Source organism: Desulfurellaceae bacterium, assembly GCA_021296095.1.
Lineage (GTDB): Bacteria > Desulfobacterota > Binatia > Bin18 > Bin18 > JAAXHF01.
The window spans coordinates 36615-51055 of the sequence record JAGWBB010000001.1 but is presented as its reverse complement, the minus strand read 5'-3'; the positions used below and the strand labels follow the sequence as shown (position 1 = coordinate 51055).

Sequence of the window (14441 nt, the reverse complement as noted above, 5' to 3'; positions counted from 1 at the left end):
GGCAGACCACGCTGTGAGCCCTGTCAGCCTGCGTTCCGACCTACTCGTCATCGCCGATCTGGTGCCCCCCCAGGTCCGTATTCTTGACCTGGGGTGTGGGGACGGCGCCCTGCTCGAGTACCTCGTCCGCGAGAAACAGGTGACCGGACGGGGCATCGAGTTGGGCGAGGATGGGATTCTGACCTGTGTCCGGCGCGGTTTGAGCGTGCGCCAGGGCAACCTCGAAGAGGGGTTGGCCGATTATCCGGCGGCCAGTTTCGACTATGTGATCCTGAGCCAGACGCTGCCGTTTCTGGACGATCCGGCCATGATCGTCGAGGAGATGCTGCGGGTCGGCAAACAGGCGATTGTCAGTTTTCCCAACTGGGGCTATTGGCGGTGTCGGTTTGAGCTGCTGCTGACCGGGCGCATCCCGCACGCCTCTGACCTGCCCGAACGCTGGCATCAGGCGCCCCGCTGGCAGGCCTTTACGGTGGCCGACTTTGGCGACTTCTGCCAGCGGCTGGAAGTCCGCATCGCGCAGGAGCGCTATCTGGCCCACACGCGGCGCCTGAAGAACGTCCGCTATAAAAATCTGCGGGCGACGACGGCGGTGTTCAGCCTGGAAAAATGCTGAGCCAAAAAAACGGGGCCTCCCCCAAGGAGACCCCGTTTGCTGCGAGGCAGAGGGCTGCCTTACGACAGCGCCTTGTCCAGCGTCTCGACCGACGGGGCAAAATAGAACGAGCCCGACGCCGGGTTGCTGTACGATGTCAGCCGGTCGCGTAGCTGGCCATCCATCCCATACATGGCCCGCATGCGCTCGCGTAGCGGCGCCTGAGACTTGCAGAAGGCCATGAAATACAGGCCGACCGTTCCATCGTGGAAGGCATACGGCGTCGAACGGCGGGAGATCTCGTCACGTTTGGGCGTGCTCTCATCGCCCGTTTTGCCCTCACGTAGCTCGTGGTGCGCCAGGTGCGAGTGGGGGGGCAGGGGGGACAGCTTGGCGGATTCTTCCCCCTTGGTCCGGCCAAAGACTTTTTCCTGTTCATCAACCGGCAGCAGATTCCAGGCCTCAAGGTCATGGATCCAGCGCTGGGCGATGATAAAGCTGCCGCCCGCTCCGGGTTCCCCGTCCGGAACAATAGCCACCTCGACATCGCGCTCGGGGTCGGGGTTGCCGGTCCCGTCTTTGAAGCCGGTCATGTCAAAGGAGTTGCCATAGATGAAGGTCATGGTCTCGCGGGCGACGCGCATGTCCTCCCTGAGCGCCCGGCGGGCGTCAAACTGCGTCTTCCAGACCTTGTCTTTGTCGTCGTGGTTCAGCCAGAACAGCAGCTCTTCTTGGGTCCCCTTGGCCTCTTTGCCGCTGCCATCAACAGACCGAAAGGTTTCGTAGGGCTGAAAATCGCTGGGCACGTCATCCGTCAGGTCTGACAATAGGCTCGGACCGACGCCGATGGTCAGGTTGATACCCTGATCGTCGCAGTCTTTACGGAGCTGGGAGACAGCAGACTTGATCCGACCCATATCCGCGCCGTCCAGCCGGCTCAGATGGACGTACCATTGATGCTGACCCATATCCCTGTTCAGTACGGCAGGTTGAGGTGTTGCCATGTAATCCTCCTCTCTAGAATTTGCTACTCCCCGTCTTATCCAGCCCGGCAGGGACTGTCAAGATTAGTCGCCTATCCCAGCCTGGCCGCCGGTGTCCTTTTGGCTGCGGCTGGGATAGATTGGGTGCATGGATCGGCACGACACAGCAGCCTGCGGCATCCGGGCCGGCCTCGGCGCGATGGGGTGCCGGAGTCTGATCGGGCTGCTGCGCGTCTATCAGCGCCTGGTGTCGCCGCTCCTGCCGGCCGTGTTCGGCCCGCAGGCCGGCTGCCGGTTTCTGCCCAGCTGTTCCCAGTACGCCATCGAGTGTTTTCAGCTTCACTCCTTTTTCCGGGCCCTGGGTCTGACCCTCAAACGCCTCGGCCGCTGTCACCCCTGGTGTGCTGGCGGCTGCGATCCAGTTCCCCGACCGCGCCTCCGCTAATCGCAGGAAGGCTTCATGCGCATTATCTCGTGCAATCTCAACGGTATCCGCTCGGCCGCCCGCAAGGGATTTTTTGTCTGGCTAGCAGACCAGCAGCCCGATCTGGTGTGCGTTCAGGAGCTGAAAGCCCAGGAGGCCGATCTGTCTCCCGCTCTGCGCCAACCCCCGGGGCTGAGCGGATATTTCCATCCGGCCGAGAAACGTGGCTATTCCGGGGTCGGGGTGTATGCCCGGCGCCCGCCAGACGCCCTGCGGTGCGGCTTGGGGCACGCCGATATTGATGCCGAGGGACGCTATCTGCGGGCCGACTTCGGCCGGTTGAGCTTGGTGTCGCTGTACCTGCCGTCGGGCTCAAGTTCGGAGCAGCGCCAGGCGGCCAAGTATGCGTTCATGGAACGTCTGGCGCCCGAGCTGCGCGCGCTGCGGACCAGTCGTAGACATGTGGTGGTGTGCGGAGATTGGAATATCGCCCATACCCAGAAGGATCTGAAGAACTGGCGCTCGAATCAGAAAAATTCGGGTTTTTTGCCCCAGGAACAGGAGTGGCTGAGCCGCGTCTTTGACGAGATCGGCTTTGTCGACGTGTTCCGACGCCTGAATCGCGAACCTGAGCAGTATACCTGGTGGTCAAATCGGGGGCAGGCCTGGGCCAAGAACGTTGGCTGGCGGCTGGACTACCAGATTGCCACCCCTGGCTTGGCGGCCAAGGCTCGCCGGACGTGGATTTATAAAGACCAGCGCTTTTCCGATCATGCGCCGCTGACTATTGATTACGCCTACGAGCTTGCCCCGGCTCGCAAAAAGCGGGCTGGCCGGGCGGCCTAGTCCGATTCCGTGCGGTCCGCATCAAACAGGTCCTGCAAACCCGAGGCGAACAGCCCAGCCACGCTGCGGGCGATCAGCTCGGGCAGCTCGTGCGGCCGACAGCCGGACGCCGCAGGATGGCCACCGCCGTCGAACATCTGGGCCAGCTTGGACAGGTCAACCTGGCAGTCCGGGGAGCGGCGCAGACTGACCCCCCCATGTTTGCGGTCATAGAGGACAAAGACGGTGTTGGTCGCCTGTTTGCCCCAGCTGTCCCCGATTTCGCTCGGATAGCCGTCACACACCGCGCAGACCAGGCTGCTGCCGTCCGGTCCTGCCCGCCGGACTCTGCTGCGCTGGGCCAGGGCGAAACTGTCTTTGATCTCGCGGGTCGATTGTTCGTAGGCCGCCCGCATGGCCGGGCTGTAGGTGATATCGGCATCAATATCGAGCAGGGCGTGGTAGGCGTCGAGATTGTCATCATCGGTGCCGGCCAGGGTGCTGACGGTTAAGGCCAGCTCACGCGAACCGGGGATGGCGTGGATCCAGCGGTCGTTGTCATCGGCCTGGGCCACAACCGGCGCAAAGGCCCGAAACGCCTCGTTGGCTTGGTCGCTGGCGGCCAGCCGCCGCTCCAGATATTCGTACACCAGGCGGGCGCCTGACACGGCTTCGCTCAGCTCATAGTCGGTGAAGGGGGCGTGGATTGCCCCACTGGCATGCCGGGCGAGAGCCGTCCGGTGGTGGTCGAACCAGTACAGCTTGACGCCCCTGTCCGCGAGTTGCCGCAGGTGGGTGTTAGTCGCTTCCTCAGTCCACGAGATGTCGGTGATCCACACCTCGCTGCCCGCAGGGGTGTGCTCCGGGCTGATCGAGCGCAGCACCTGGTCAATACGGCTATTTGAGGCGAAGCGGGGAATCAGTCTGGCCCCAGCCCGGTAGCGGGCAACCGCCACGGCTGCGGCCACACCATCCAGGCAGCCCGGACCGTGACTGACGATATAGACGCATGGAGGGCTGGATTCGGGGCTGTTTACGCGTCGCATGGGGGAGGTTGTATCGGGTACTTTAGCCGGGTATGTCACGGACTGACGCGGCTCAGCGGGTCCGGGCGGTGTAATCGCACGATTTGCTCTCGCACGCCCAGTAGAAGCCCTTCTTCGAACCAAAACCCGCGTACTGGACAACCCGAGCGCTTTCTCCACACACCGGACAGGGACGTTTGTGCTGCGAACTTTTTTCTTTCCTGGCGCCTCTTCCTCTTTCGGCCATGGGCTTCCTCCTGAGGTCCGGGTACGGACTACCCCAGCATACGCATCTCGGCCCTGTCTGCCAAGCCCGCCCGCCTCGCTTGCCGACGGGTGGCGTGGTCCTTGTCACACCGTGACCGGGTGTGACACAACAGGCCCATGCTGGTTGATGGCCATGATCTCGTCCAGGCGCTGTTTCGCTGGCTGCATATCCTGGCTGGGGTGACGTGGATCGGTCTGCTGTATTTCTTGACTTTTATCCATGTCCAGCTCACTCCCGCGCTCCGTGGCCAGCTCATCCCCCAGCTCATGCTGCCCACCCTGGTGTGGTTGCGGTGGGGGGCGATGCTGACCTTTTTGTCGGGCTGCGTATTGCTGCTGTGGAAGTATTTCTTGCTCGGCAGCGGCCTGAGCGGTGCGGGCGGTTTGCTGGGGTCAAGTGCCGGGTTGTGGATCAGCTGTGGGGTGGTCCTGGGCACGATCATGTGGTGGAACGTGTGGTTTGTGATCTGGCCGATCTACCAGGCTGTCCTCGGTCGGACGGGGGAGGGCGCTGAGACGGAACGGCCGCCACGCGCCAGGACTGCCCTCCTGGCCGCGCGCGTCAACACCGTGCTGTCGGTGCCGCTCGTGTTTACCATGCTGGCTGGGTCGGGCCACGCGCCGTCCATTCCGTTTCAGCCCGTTTGGCTCGTCCTGGTGCTCGGCCTCGGCTGTGGGCTGGCCTGTTTGCTCATTGTTCTGGGCGGTCGGCAGGCCGACACGCCCTGATCGACAACCCGGCCTACAGGTTTTTGTCCGGTTGGCTGAGGAATTTGGCAATACCCTGGTACATGCCTTCGGCTAGGTCGTTCTGGTAGGCGGGGGACAGCAGCAGGCGGCGTTCTTTTGAGTTGGTCAGAAACCCGGCCTCGACCAGCACACAGGGCATATCCGCCCCGACCAGGACGTAAAACGGCCCTTTTTTGACGCCAAGATTCCGGACCTGCGGGTTGCGCTTTTTGGCCTGGGCGACTAGGGCCGTTTGGAGATGCCGGGCCAGGTCGATCGAGGGGTCTGCTTTGCCGTTTTGCAGCAGCGCGCTGACCAGATTCGAGACGTAGGTCCTGGCCGGAACCGGATTCGCCAGGTGGAGCAGGCCGTTCTCAAAGGCGGCCAGCCGTCTGGCCGCCCGGTCGTTGGTGTTGTTGAGATAGTAGGTCTCGATCCCCTGGGCCTTGGAGTTCTTACTGGCGTTGGCGTGCACCGAGACGAATAAGCTGGCTCCGGCCGCATTGGCCCGGGCGGTTCGCTCCTCCAGGGGAATGAAGGTGTCGTTTGTCCGTGTAAACAGGACCTCAACCGGCAGACGGGCTTCGAGTTTGCGAGCCAGGTGTTTGCTCAGCGACAGCACCACATCTTTTTCTCTGACGCGACCGCGTCCCAGGGCTCCCGGGTCTTTGCCGCCGTGGCCCGGGTCAATCATGATCTTCTGACGCTCGACCTGCCGGTCCGCCGGCGGGGCCGGTTGAGGCTGACGCCCGCGTATATCAATAACCAGACGGTAGGGCGCATACAGGGCAAAGGCGCGGTGTTCGTCGAGCCGCTCGACATCCAGGACAACCCGGACCGTGCTCGGATCAAATTGCCCGGTGCGCACCTGTTTGAGCAGGCCCTGATGGATCGGGATGGTCCGCGGGGTGCGCGCGCCGAGTCCGGCGGAGGAGAAGTCGATGACAATACGCGGCGGCCGCCGACTGGCCGGATCGGCCGGCAGGGTGAACAGGCGATGGCGGGCTTCTCCAGACAGGGTGATGACCACCCGGGTGTATTCCCGGACTGAGGTATAATGGATGCGCTCAAGGACGCGCAGATCGGCCGCGTCGGCCCTGCCCAGCAGCAGGCCCAAGCTGACCACCAGCGTCACCAGACGTAAACCGCTCAGACCTTGCATACGATCCCGCGACCGAGGGCGGGAAGATGTGGGGTATGACCATCCCCATCCGAGAGGCATTCCCGCGTCCATCCGCTTCCTCATCTCCATCTGCCTCAAGACATCCCACTCTACCAGACGACCGGACAGCCATGCAACTCGGGAGAGGCTTTGGGGATTCTGCAGTCCCATCAGCAGAGATCGCTCAGCGGGATGGCCTCGTCAATCAGCATGACCGGGATATCAGCCCGGATAGGATAGCAGTACCGACGGTCTTCACGGACGAGCGCGGCTTCCAGCGGAGTCGTGATGGGGGTGCCGCCCCGGTTGGCCAGTCTCCCTTGACCGATACGCCGGTTGAGCCGGTCGAGGAGTGGCGCGTCGGCCAGGTAGACAGGTTGCCGGGTTTCGGGGCATACCAAGATGTCGAGTAATTCCTGACGCACGATCACTCCTCGGTCGCATGTCCGGCTGAGGCAAATCGCCTCAGCTATGCCATACGGGCCGTATGGGTGCAATCCAGATTACCCTGCCGGACCGGCTTGGCCGCTGTCTTGCCTCGCCCCCGACGGCTGGATACAAGAGGAGGGGGAAAGGATGCGATATGAGCGGACACCCTCTCTTCGATCTGTCGGGCAAACGGGGCTATGTCACCGGAGCGGGCTCGGGGCTCGGCCGGGCTATAGCGTGCGGTCTGGCCGAAGCCGGGGCGTCGGTCGTGGTCAGCGATATCAACCCGGACGCCGCCCACCAGGTTGCGGACGAGATTCGCAGCGCCAGCGGCCAGCAGGCCTGTCCGCTTCAGACCGATGTCGCTCAGGCGGCCGCGGTCGAGGAGCTGGTCAACTTTACCGTCGAGCAGCTCGGCGGACTCGATTTTGCGTTCAATAATGCTGGCATCCTTAAGATCGTGAAGCCCGAAAACCTCAGTCTGGAGGACTGGCACGCCGAGCTGGATGTCGATATGACCGGGGTCTTCCTGTGTGCCCAGGCGGCCGGGCGGTACATGATCGCCCACGGTGGGGGCAAGATCATCAACACCGCCTCCATCTCGGGTCTGGTCGTCAACTCGGGCCTGACCTACTCGGTTGCCAAGGCCGGAGTGATCCAACTCACCCGGGTGCTGGCCATGCGCTGGGCCAGACATCGGGTGTATGTCAACTGTTTCAGCCCCGGCTATATTCGGACGGGCATGACCGCTCCGCATCTGACCCGGCCCGAGGTCGAGCAGGAGATGGTTCGTCAAACTCCGCTGCGCCGGGTGGGTGAACCGCAGGATCTGCTCGGGACGGCTATTTTTCTTGCCGCGCCCGCCTCGGATTTTGTGACCGGCCAGAATATTATTGTTGACGGCGGGGTCACGCTCGCCTAGACGGCCGTCAGGCCCAGGAGGGTGGGGTATGGCCAGAAAACGTCACGGGATCAGGCTGTCTTCGGCCTTGCCGAACCGCAAGCCGGTCGAAACCCGGCCGCGTTCCGTCCCGCAGGTCGGTCGGAACGATCCGTGTCCGTGCGGGAGCGGCAAGAAATACAAAGCCTGCCATGCGGCCACGGGTGAGCGCTACCTGGCCAAGATCGCCAAGGAACGGGACAGAGAGCGGCTCCAGCAGGAACGGGCGCGCCTCAAGGCGGCCGGCGTCCCGTGGTATCGGCGCCTTTTTGCGAAACCCGGCGCTCCGTCTTAGCAGACCGTATGGTCACAACACCGTATGTTTCTCTCTGTTCATATCAACGCTGCCGAGCAGGCAGCCTCTGCATCATCGAGGCGCAGCAGTGTGCGGGGCGAAGGTCAGCTCCGGGCTCTGTTGCCAAGGAGGTGACGTGTGGCCATAGCCCATGATCGTGAACATACCGACGTGACCCGCACCACGAGCCGGCCGGTGATACACGGCACCCATGGTATCGTGTCCAGCGGCCATGCGCTCACCTCTATGGCCGCCATGCGCCTGTTGCTGAGCGGCGGCAATGCCTTTGACGCGGCTGCGGCCGCCGGTCTGGCTGCGGCCGTGATCGAGCCGACGGCGTCCTATTCCCTGGCCGCCGAAGGGGTCGGCATGCTGTACCACGCCGCCAGCGGCGAGCTGCGCGCCCTGAGCGGACAAGGCGTGGCGCCGCACGCCGCCACCGTAGACGCCTTTCGCGCCCGTGGTCTGGACAAGATTCCAACCGGTCCGGGCGCCCAGGCCCACCTGTCTTTCACCGTCCCAGGGGTGGTTGATGCCTATCTGCTCCTCTTGGAGCACTACGGCACCAAAACGCTCGGGGAGGTTTTGGCCCCGGCCATCGACTATGCCGAGCGTGGCTTTCCCATGTACGAATACATGCACCGCATGCTCCAGGGGCCAGAGACCCTGGCGCAATTCCAGCTCTACCCGCCTGGCGGCACGGCGGTGTTTTATCCCGGCGGGCAGGTGCCGGCCGTGGGCAGTCTGTTCGTCCAGCCCCAACTCGGCCAAACTCTGCGTTTGCTGGTTGAAGCCGAGGGCAAAACGCCGGGCTCACGTCGGGACGGCCTGCGGGCGGCACGGGCGGTGTTCTATGAGGGAGAAATCGCCCGGCGCATGGTCGCCTTCTCTGAACGTGTCGGCGGGTTCTTGCAGCCTGGCGACCTGGCGCAATATCGGGCGCGCTTCGAGACGCCCATCCACACCGCCTTTGCCGGCTGCACCATCCATACCCAATCGACCTGGACCCAGGCCGCCGTCCTGCTGCAAGCGCTCAACATGCTGGAGCACGTCGACCTCCCCGCCCTGGGGCATAATTCTCCAGCCTACGTGCATACTCTCACCGAGGTACTCAAACTCGCCTTTGCCGACCGCGAACGCTACTATGGCGACCCTCTGTTCGCCGCCGTGCCGCTTGAAGGTCTGCTCGACAAGAACTACGCCGCAGGGCGCGTGACAGGCGTTGGCACGCGGGCCTGCCCGGAACTGCCCGCGTGTGGGATGCCACCCGGAGCGTCGAGCCCACCGTCCCGCGCGCCGCAGGCAGCGGCGGCCGGCAGTCCGCCCGCCTCGGAAGAGGGCACGACCCATCTGGCGGTGATTGATCGCGACGGCAATATCGTCTGTCTCACCCCAAGCGGCGGCGTGTTCCGCAAATCGGTTTTCGTGCCGGAACTCGGCTGTACGCTGAGCACCCGCAGTGAGATGTTTTTTCTCGACGACACGCACGCCAACGGACTGCAACCCGGCAAGCGACCCCGCACAACCCTGGTGAACTATCTGGTCTGTCGCGATGGCCAGCCGATCATGACCTTCGGCTGCCCGGGCGGCGACGACCAGACTCAGGCCAATCTGCAGCTGATGCTTAACGTTCTGGTCTTTGGCATGAATCCACAACAGGCGGTGGAAGCTCCCCGCTTTTCGACCCAGAGCATGCCCAACTCATTTTACCCGCGTGTCTACTACCCGGGTGTCCTCAACCTCGAAGCGGGTTTTCCAGACATGGTGGCCGAGGCTCTGGCTGCCCGGGGGCACACCATTCACCGTGTTGGCGCGTGCGGCATCGGAGCAGTAGTCACACAGCGTGACCCACATAGCGGCGTCTTGGCGGCCGGCGCCGACCCACGTCGCCCAGGCTACGCCGTGGCTTGGTAGGCGTGGAGCACAAGCACATGTGGTCCGGCTCAGCCGCTGTCTGACGCTGCGGCCCGACGGCTACGCGAGCGTGTTCCGCGCTTGCCGGTCTTGCTCGGCGACGGCGGAGCCGGCTCGGGCCCGACGGCTTCGACGGTGTACTCTTCGAGATGCATGCTGGGCGTTGCCCGCAAAAAGAAACGCTTGCCCAGGCGCCGTTCCAGGTCCTCAAGGTGCGCACTCTCTTCGTCGTACAAAAAGGTGACGACCTCGGGATGGGCTTTAATCATCAGCGTCGAGGCATGCGGATGTGAGGCCGCGGCCTTGGGTAGATGGCGAAAGATCGTATAGGCCAGGGTTGGCACCGAGCGCAAGACGCCGTTGCCGTTACAGTACGGACACGGGTCACACAGCTGCTGCTTGAGGTTCTCACGGGTACGCTTGCGCGTCATCTGGACCAGCCCCAGTTCGCTGATCTTGCGCATATTGCTGCGCGTCTTGTCTTTTTTCAGCGCCGCCCGCATGGTTTCGGTCAGCTTGTTGCGGTTGGCCGCCCGCTCCATGTCGATGAAATCCACGATGATCAACCCGCCCAGATTGCGCAGGCGGAGCTGTTCCACAATAACCTGGCTGGCCTCCAGGTTGGTGCGCAGCATGGTCTCTTCCTGGTCACGCTTGCCCACAAAGCGACCGGTGTTGACATCGATGGCGGTCAGCGCCTCGGTCTGATCGACCACGATGTGGCCACCCGATTTGAGTTCCACCCGGCGCTCCAGAGCTTTGGCGACCTGGGGCTCGACCTTGTAGTGATCGAAGATCGGCTCCGGCCGGTCATAGTGCTGGATGCGGCTTCGCGAGCGGGGCAGGAAGGTGGCCGCAAACTCCTTGAGCCGTTCATAGTCGTCGGGATTGTCGACCACCACCTGATCCACCTCGGCGGTCAGCAGATCCCGAATAATGCGCAGCGTGACATCCATGTCCTCGTGCAGCAGCGCGGGGGCAGAGCTGGTCTCGCGTTTTTTGCTGAGACCACTCCACAGCCTGAGCAAAAATCGCATGTCGCCCTGAATCTCTTTCTTGGTCAGGCCCTCACATGCGGTGCGGACGATGAAGCCGCCCTCGGCCTTCATGTCGGCGACGATTTCGCGCAAACGCTTGCGCTCTTTAGGGTCGGCAATGCGGCGCGAGACGCCGATATGACCGGCCGTCGGGGTATACACCAGATGGCGCCCGGGCAGGGAGATGTGAGAGGTCAGTCGCGGCCCCTTGGTGCCGATCGACTCTTTGGCGACCTGGACCAGGATTTCCTGATTTTTTTTGATCTTCTCTTCCAGCGGCAGCAGCGGCGCTGAGGCGCGCCGGCGTCGCCCGCGCCCACCCGAACCGGTCTTGGCCGAGGGGCTCCGTTTGGTCTGGTCGGACGAGTCCTCAGGCGTGTCGTCCGGTTCGTCGTCCGCGTCGGCCTCGGCGAGTTCGTCCGGGTCTTCCGCTCCATACTGCCGGTAGGCGGCGCTCAGCGCGGCGGTGTCCAGTTCTCCGTCGTCCGCCCCGGCGGCGTCCTCGTCCTCATCCTCGGCGTAGCCGGCCGGAAGCGTCCCGCCAAACAGATCCGAGGCGTGGATGAAGCCGGCCTTTTCCAGGCCGATATCGACAAAAGCGGCCTGCATGCCGGGCAGCACCCGGGTGACGCGGCCGAGATAGATATTGCCGGCGACATTGCGCTGTTGGGTTCGTTCGATGTGAATTTCGACCAGGGCGTTGTTCTCCAGGAGGGCCACCCTGGCCTCATAGGGGGTTGAGTTAATAATGATTTTCTGCGGCACGTCTATCCATTTCGTGCAGAAGCCGGCGGCGTGGGCGAGGCTGGCGGCCGCTCCGCTTCTGTCGGGTCTACTGCCACCTCCACGGGGGCATGAAATACGGTCTGAATTTTTGTCACCCGCAGGATTTTTGCCTCTTCCTCGGATAAGTCTGCCAGGGCGCGGAGAAATTCCTGAGGATTGAGTGTTCCCTTTGGGGTGACGGCGATCTCAAGGCTCAGCGCGTGGGGCGTGCTCAGCCTGAGCTGGCGGACGCAGCGCTTGGCGTCCAGGGTTTTGACGCCCCGGCGGTTGCGTTTCTGAAGCGGAAAGCTCGGGGCGGCGGCAAACCGGTTGAAACACCGGGTCCAGAACGCGGCGGTCCGTTTGTCGGCGGGCAGCGAGTCGAGTGTCACCCGGTAGCGGCTGGCCTGTATGCGGGCTTCGATACTCGGTGCCTTCAGGGCGATGGCTTCGGCCCGCTGAATAGCCAGGCCAGCCGGCAGCTGGGTGTGTAGTCGTTCGGCCAGCTGGCCCGGAGCGAGCGCCTCGGTCAGGACAATATCAAAGAACTCTTCCTCGCTCTCCATCCCGAGCGGCAGGGCAGGGCCAAAGCTCATCCGTGGGCTGGGGTGGAAGCCCTGGCTGTAGGCGACGGGCAGTTTGGCCCGCCGGGCTGCCCGGGTCAGCACAGTGATGAGTTCCCGCGCACCCAGAAAGCGGGCCTCCTCAAGCCGGCTGTAGGCGACCCGGATACGCACCACGCCAGCCTTGTGGTCGCCCTGGCTGACCGCGATGGTGTTGGGATCGCCGGCCAGCCATTCCTCGGCATTGCCGCTGGGAACGGGAGAGTCTGAAACCGGCCCTGCACCCTGGGGGCTGAGGGAGGGCCCTTTGCCCTTTGCCCTCTGCCCTTTGCCCTTTGACTTTTCCCCTGTGTCCGCCCGCTTCTCCTGCATCGCCTGCCACTGCCGGGTGCCCCACAAGCTGTGCTCCGGCAACACCCGTCTGGCCCAGCCGTCAACGTCCGGCCCGCGATGTTCGGCCCCTTTTGCCCCACTCAGATGGTAGGTCACATTGCGGACGGTCTGAAAATCGCACGCCCCGCAGTACGAGCAGCGCTCAACGCTGCAATCCGGGGTCAGCGTGCCTTCAAACGCCTTGGCCAGATCGCGTTGCAGCCATTTCTTGGTCACCCCGCTGTCGAGGTGATCCCAGGCCAGGCTTTCGTCCAGAAGACGCCGGCGCAGATACCAGTCCGGGTCCACACCGTGCTGGGCAAAAGCCTGCTGCCACAGGTCGAGCCGAAACTGATCGGTCCAGCCGTCAAACCGGCAGCCCAGCCGGTAGGCGCTGATCAGGGGGCCGGTCAGCCTTCGGTCGCCCCGTGCAAACACGCCCTCCAGCCACGACAGCCGGGCCTCGTGCCACTTGAACTGAATGCCGGCCCGCCGCAGTTCGCGGCGCAGCAGCTGCTGGCGCGCCTCAGTTTCCTCCAGACTGACTTGGCCCGCCCACTGGAACGGGGTATGCGGCTTGGGCACAAAGGTCGAGACGCTGGCGGTGACCTGGCGGCGGTGTTTGCCCACGGCCGAGACCTTGCGGCTCAGGTCGATAATGCCGCGCAGGTCTTCTTCGGTTTCGCCCGGCAGGCCGAGCATGAAGTAGAGTTTGACGCTTTTCCAGCCGAGGCCGAACAACACCCGGGCGGCCTCCAGCAACTCCTCCTCTTTGTACTCTTTCTGGATGACATCGCGCATCCGCTGAGTGCCGGCTTCCGGGGCCAGGGTAAAGCCGGTTTTGCGCACCCGGCGGATCTCTTCCAGGATATGCGGCGAGAGGGCGTCAACCCGGGTAGACGGCAGCGACACCGACACCTTGAGGCCAGAAAAGCGATTCATGATCTCGCGCAGCAGCGGGTTCACACAGCTGTAATCGCCGGTACTGAGGCTGAGCAGCGAGACCTCTTCATAGCCGCTGTCTTCGACCAGGGTGTCGATCTGCTGCTGCAGGGCGCGCGGGTCGCGCTCACGCAGGGGACGGTAAATATAGCCGGCCTGACAGAAACGACAGCCGCGCACGCAGCCGCGCATGACCTCGACCGCAATCCGGTCATGGACGATGTTGACGTTGGGCACGACCTGCCGGGTGAGCTGGGGGATGGAGTTGAGGTCGGTGACAACGCGCTTGTGGACGAGCGGCCGGTCGGGGAACTGGGCGGCAATGTCGCTGAGCGTACCGTCCTGGTTGTAGGCGGGCCGAAAAAACGCCGGTACGTAGACGCCGGGAATACGGCTCAGGGCGGTCAGCAGATCCGTCCGGTTTGTCCCGTCCCAGGCCAGATACGTCTCACAGATATCAAAGATCGCTTCCTCTCCGTCGCCCAGCAGAAACGCGTCGATGCACGCGGCAAGCGGCTCGGGGTGAAAGGCGCACGGTCCGCCGGCAATAATCAGCGGATGGGTTTCGTCCCGGTCCTCAGACAGGAGCGGAATCCCGCCCAGGTCCAGCATCATCAGGATGTTGGTATACGTCAGTTCGTACTGGAGGCTGAAGCCGACAATGTCGAAGGCCGACAGCGGGGTATAGGTCTCAAGCGAGACGAGCGGCAGTCCCCGCTGGCGCAGCGCGGCTTCCATATCCACCCACGGTGCATATACCCGTTCGGCCTGCAGGTGCGGACGCTCGTTCAGCAGGTTGTACAGAATCTGGAGCCCGAGGTGGGACTGGGCCACCTCGTAGACTTCCGGGAAAGCCAGGGCGAAACGCAGCCGAACCTGGGCCGAATCTTTGACGACCGTCCCTCGTTCTCCGCCGGTATAGCGGGCCGGCTGGCTGACCAGGGGCAGGAGATCGGCATACGCATCTCGGAGATGGCTGGATGTCTTCACGGTGTCGCCTTTACAGACGCAACTATACACAAGGAAGCCGCCGGGCGCCAGTGTGAAGGCCAGCGGCGCCCGGCGACGGTCGGCCCGGCATGAATTTTTCGTCTCTCTTGCCCGGTCGGCCCGGCCCCAAAATCTTGACAGCCCACCGGCCTCCGGCTACGGTGGCGGGAAAAATTCTTGTTCG

14 protein-coding genes are annotated in these 14441 nt (G+C 63.6%); 7 read left to right on the top strand and 7 right to left on the bottom strand.

Annotation, left to right across the window (positions count from 1 at the left end):
- Positions 1–13: 13 nt before the first annotated feature.
- On the top strand, positions 14–616 hold the full coding sequence (metW, locus tag J4F42_00260) for a methionine biosynthesis protein MetW (protein ID MCE2483914.1): 603 nt from the start codon (positions 14–16) through the stop codon (positions 614–616).
- Positions 617–675: 59 nt separating this feature from the next.
- On the opposite strand, the gene J4F42_00255 is transcribed toward metW, so the two are convergent.
- Positions 676–1599, bottom strand: a complete 924-nt coding sequence (locus J4F42_00255; protein ID MCE2483913.1) for a Dyp-type peroxidase — start codon at positions 1597–1599, stop codon at positions 676–678.
- A gap of 127 nt (positions 1600–1726) precedes the next feature.
- On the opposite strand from J4F42_00255, the gene yidD reads away from it, so the two are divergent.
- Together yidD and xth are read left to right on the top strand one after the other, a co-directional pair.
- A complete protein-coding gene (gene yidD, locus J4F42_00250; GenBank protein ID MCE2483912.1) occupies positions 1727–2023 on the top strand; it encodes a membrane protein insertion efficiency factor YidD in 297 nt (98 codons plus the stop codon).
- A gap of 15 nt (positions 2024–2038) precedes the next feature.
- The gene (gene xth / locus J4F42_00245; GenBank protein MCE2483911.1) at positions 2039–2848 is read left to right on the top strand and encodes an exodeoxyribonuclease III; all 810 of its coding nucleotides are present in this window, start codon (positions 2039–2041) and stop codon (positions 2846–2848) included.
- Here xth and J4F42_00240 read toward each other — a convergent pair.
- Positions 2845–3795 carry a hypothetical protein gene (locus J4F42_00240; GenBank protein MCE2483910.1) on the bottom strand — a complete coding sequence of 317 codons (951 nt, stop codon included), beginning with the start codon at positions 3793–3795 and terminating at the stop codon, positions 2845–2847. The two genes, xth and J4F42_00240, sit on opposite strands and share 4 nt — an antisense overlap.
- 130 nt (positions 3796–3925) lie before the next feature.
- Positions 3926–4099, bottom strand: coding sequence for a hypothetical protein (locus tag J4F42_00235; GenBank protein ID MCE2483909.1), 174 nt, complete (start codon positions 4097–4099; stop codon positions 3926–3928).
- A 137-nt stretch (positions 4100–4236) separates the two neighbouring features.
- Between J4F42_00235 and J4F42_00230 the strand changes: the two genes are divergently transcribed.
- Positions 4237–4848 carry a urate hydroxylase PuuD gene (locus tag J4F42_00230; protein ID MCE2483908.1) on the top strand — a complete coding sequence of 204 codons (612 nt, stop codon included), beginning with the start codon at positions 4237–4239 and terminating at the stop codon, positions 4846–4848.
- Between the two features lie 13 nt (positions 4849–4861).
- Here J4F42_00230 and J4F42_00225 read toward each other — a convergent pair whose 3' ends face one another.
- Together J4F42_00225 and J4F42_00220 are read right to left on the bottom strand one after the other, a co-directional pair.
- Entirely contained in the window at positions 4862–6010 is a 1149-nt protein-coding gene (locus J4F42_00225) for an N-acetylmuramoyl-L-alanine amidase (protein MCE2483907.1), read from the bottom strand.
- A gap of 170 nt (positions 6011–6180) precedes the next feature.
- Entirely contained in the window at positions 6181–6435 is a 255-nt protein-coding gene (locus tag J4F42_00220) for a Trm112 family protein (GenBank protein MCE2483906.1), read from the bottom strand.
- 158 nt (positions 6436–6593) lie between these two features.
- Between J4F42_00220 and J4F42_00215 the strand changes: the two genes are divergently transcribed.
- The 3 genes from J4F42_00215 to J4F42_00205 all read left to right on the top strand — a co-directional run bounded on the left by J4F42_00215 (position 6594) and on the right by J4F42_00205 (position 9588).
- Positions 6594–7361: an SDR family oxidoreductase gene (locus J4F42_00215; protein ID MCE2483905.1), complete on the top strand. Its 768-nt coding sequence runs from the start codon at positions 6594–6596 to the stop codon at positions 7359–7361.
- A gap of 28 nt (positions 7362–7389) precedes the next feature.
- A complete protein-coding gene (locus tag J4F42_00210; GenBank protein MCE2483904.1) occupies positions 7390–7674 on the top strand; it encodes an SEC-C domain-containing protein in 285 nt (94 codons plus the stop codon).
- 138 nt (positions 7675–7812) lie between these two features.
- Positions 7813–9588 (top strand): gamma-glutamyltransferase, encoded by a 1776-nt coding sequence (locus J4F42_00205; protein MCE2483903.1) that lies wholly within the window; start codon positions 7813–7815, stop codon positions 9586–9588.
- Positions 9589–9617: 29 nt separating this feature from the next.
- Here J4F42_00205 and J4F42_00200 read toward each other — a convergent pair whose 3' ends face one another.
- Positions 9618–11390, bottom strand: coding sequence for an Rne/Rng family ribonuclease (locus J4F42_00200; GenBank protein ID MCE2483902.1), 1773 nt, complete (start codon positions 11388–11390; stop codon positions 9618–9620).
- Between the two features lie 2 nt (positions 11391–11392).
- The gene (locus tag J4F42_00195; GenBank protein ID MCE2483901.1) at positions 11393–14257 is read right to left on the bottom strand and encodes a TIGR03960 family B12-binding radical SAM protein; all 2865 of its coding nucleotides are present in this window, start codon (positions 14255–14257) and stop codon (positions 11393–11395) included.
- Positions 14258–14441: the final 184 nt, after the last annotated feature.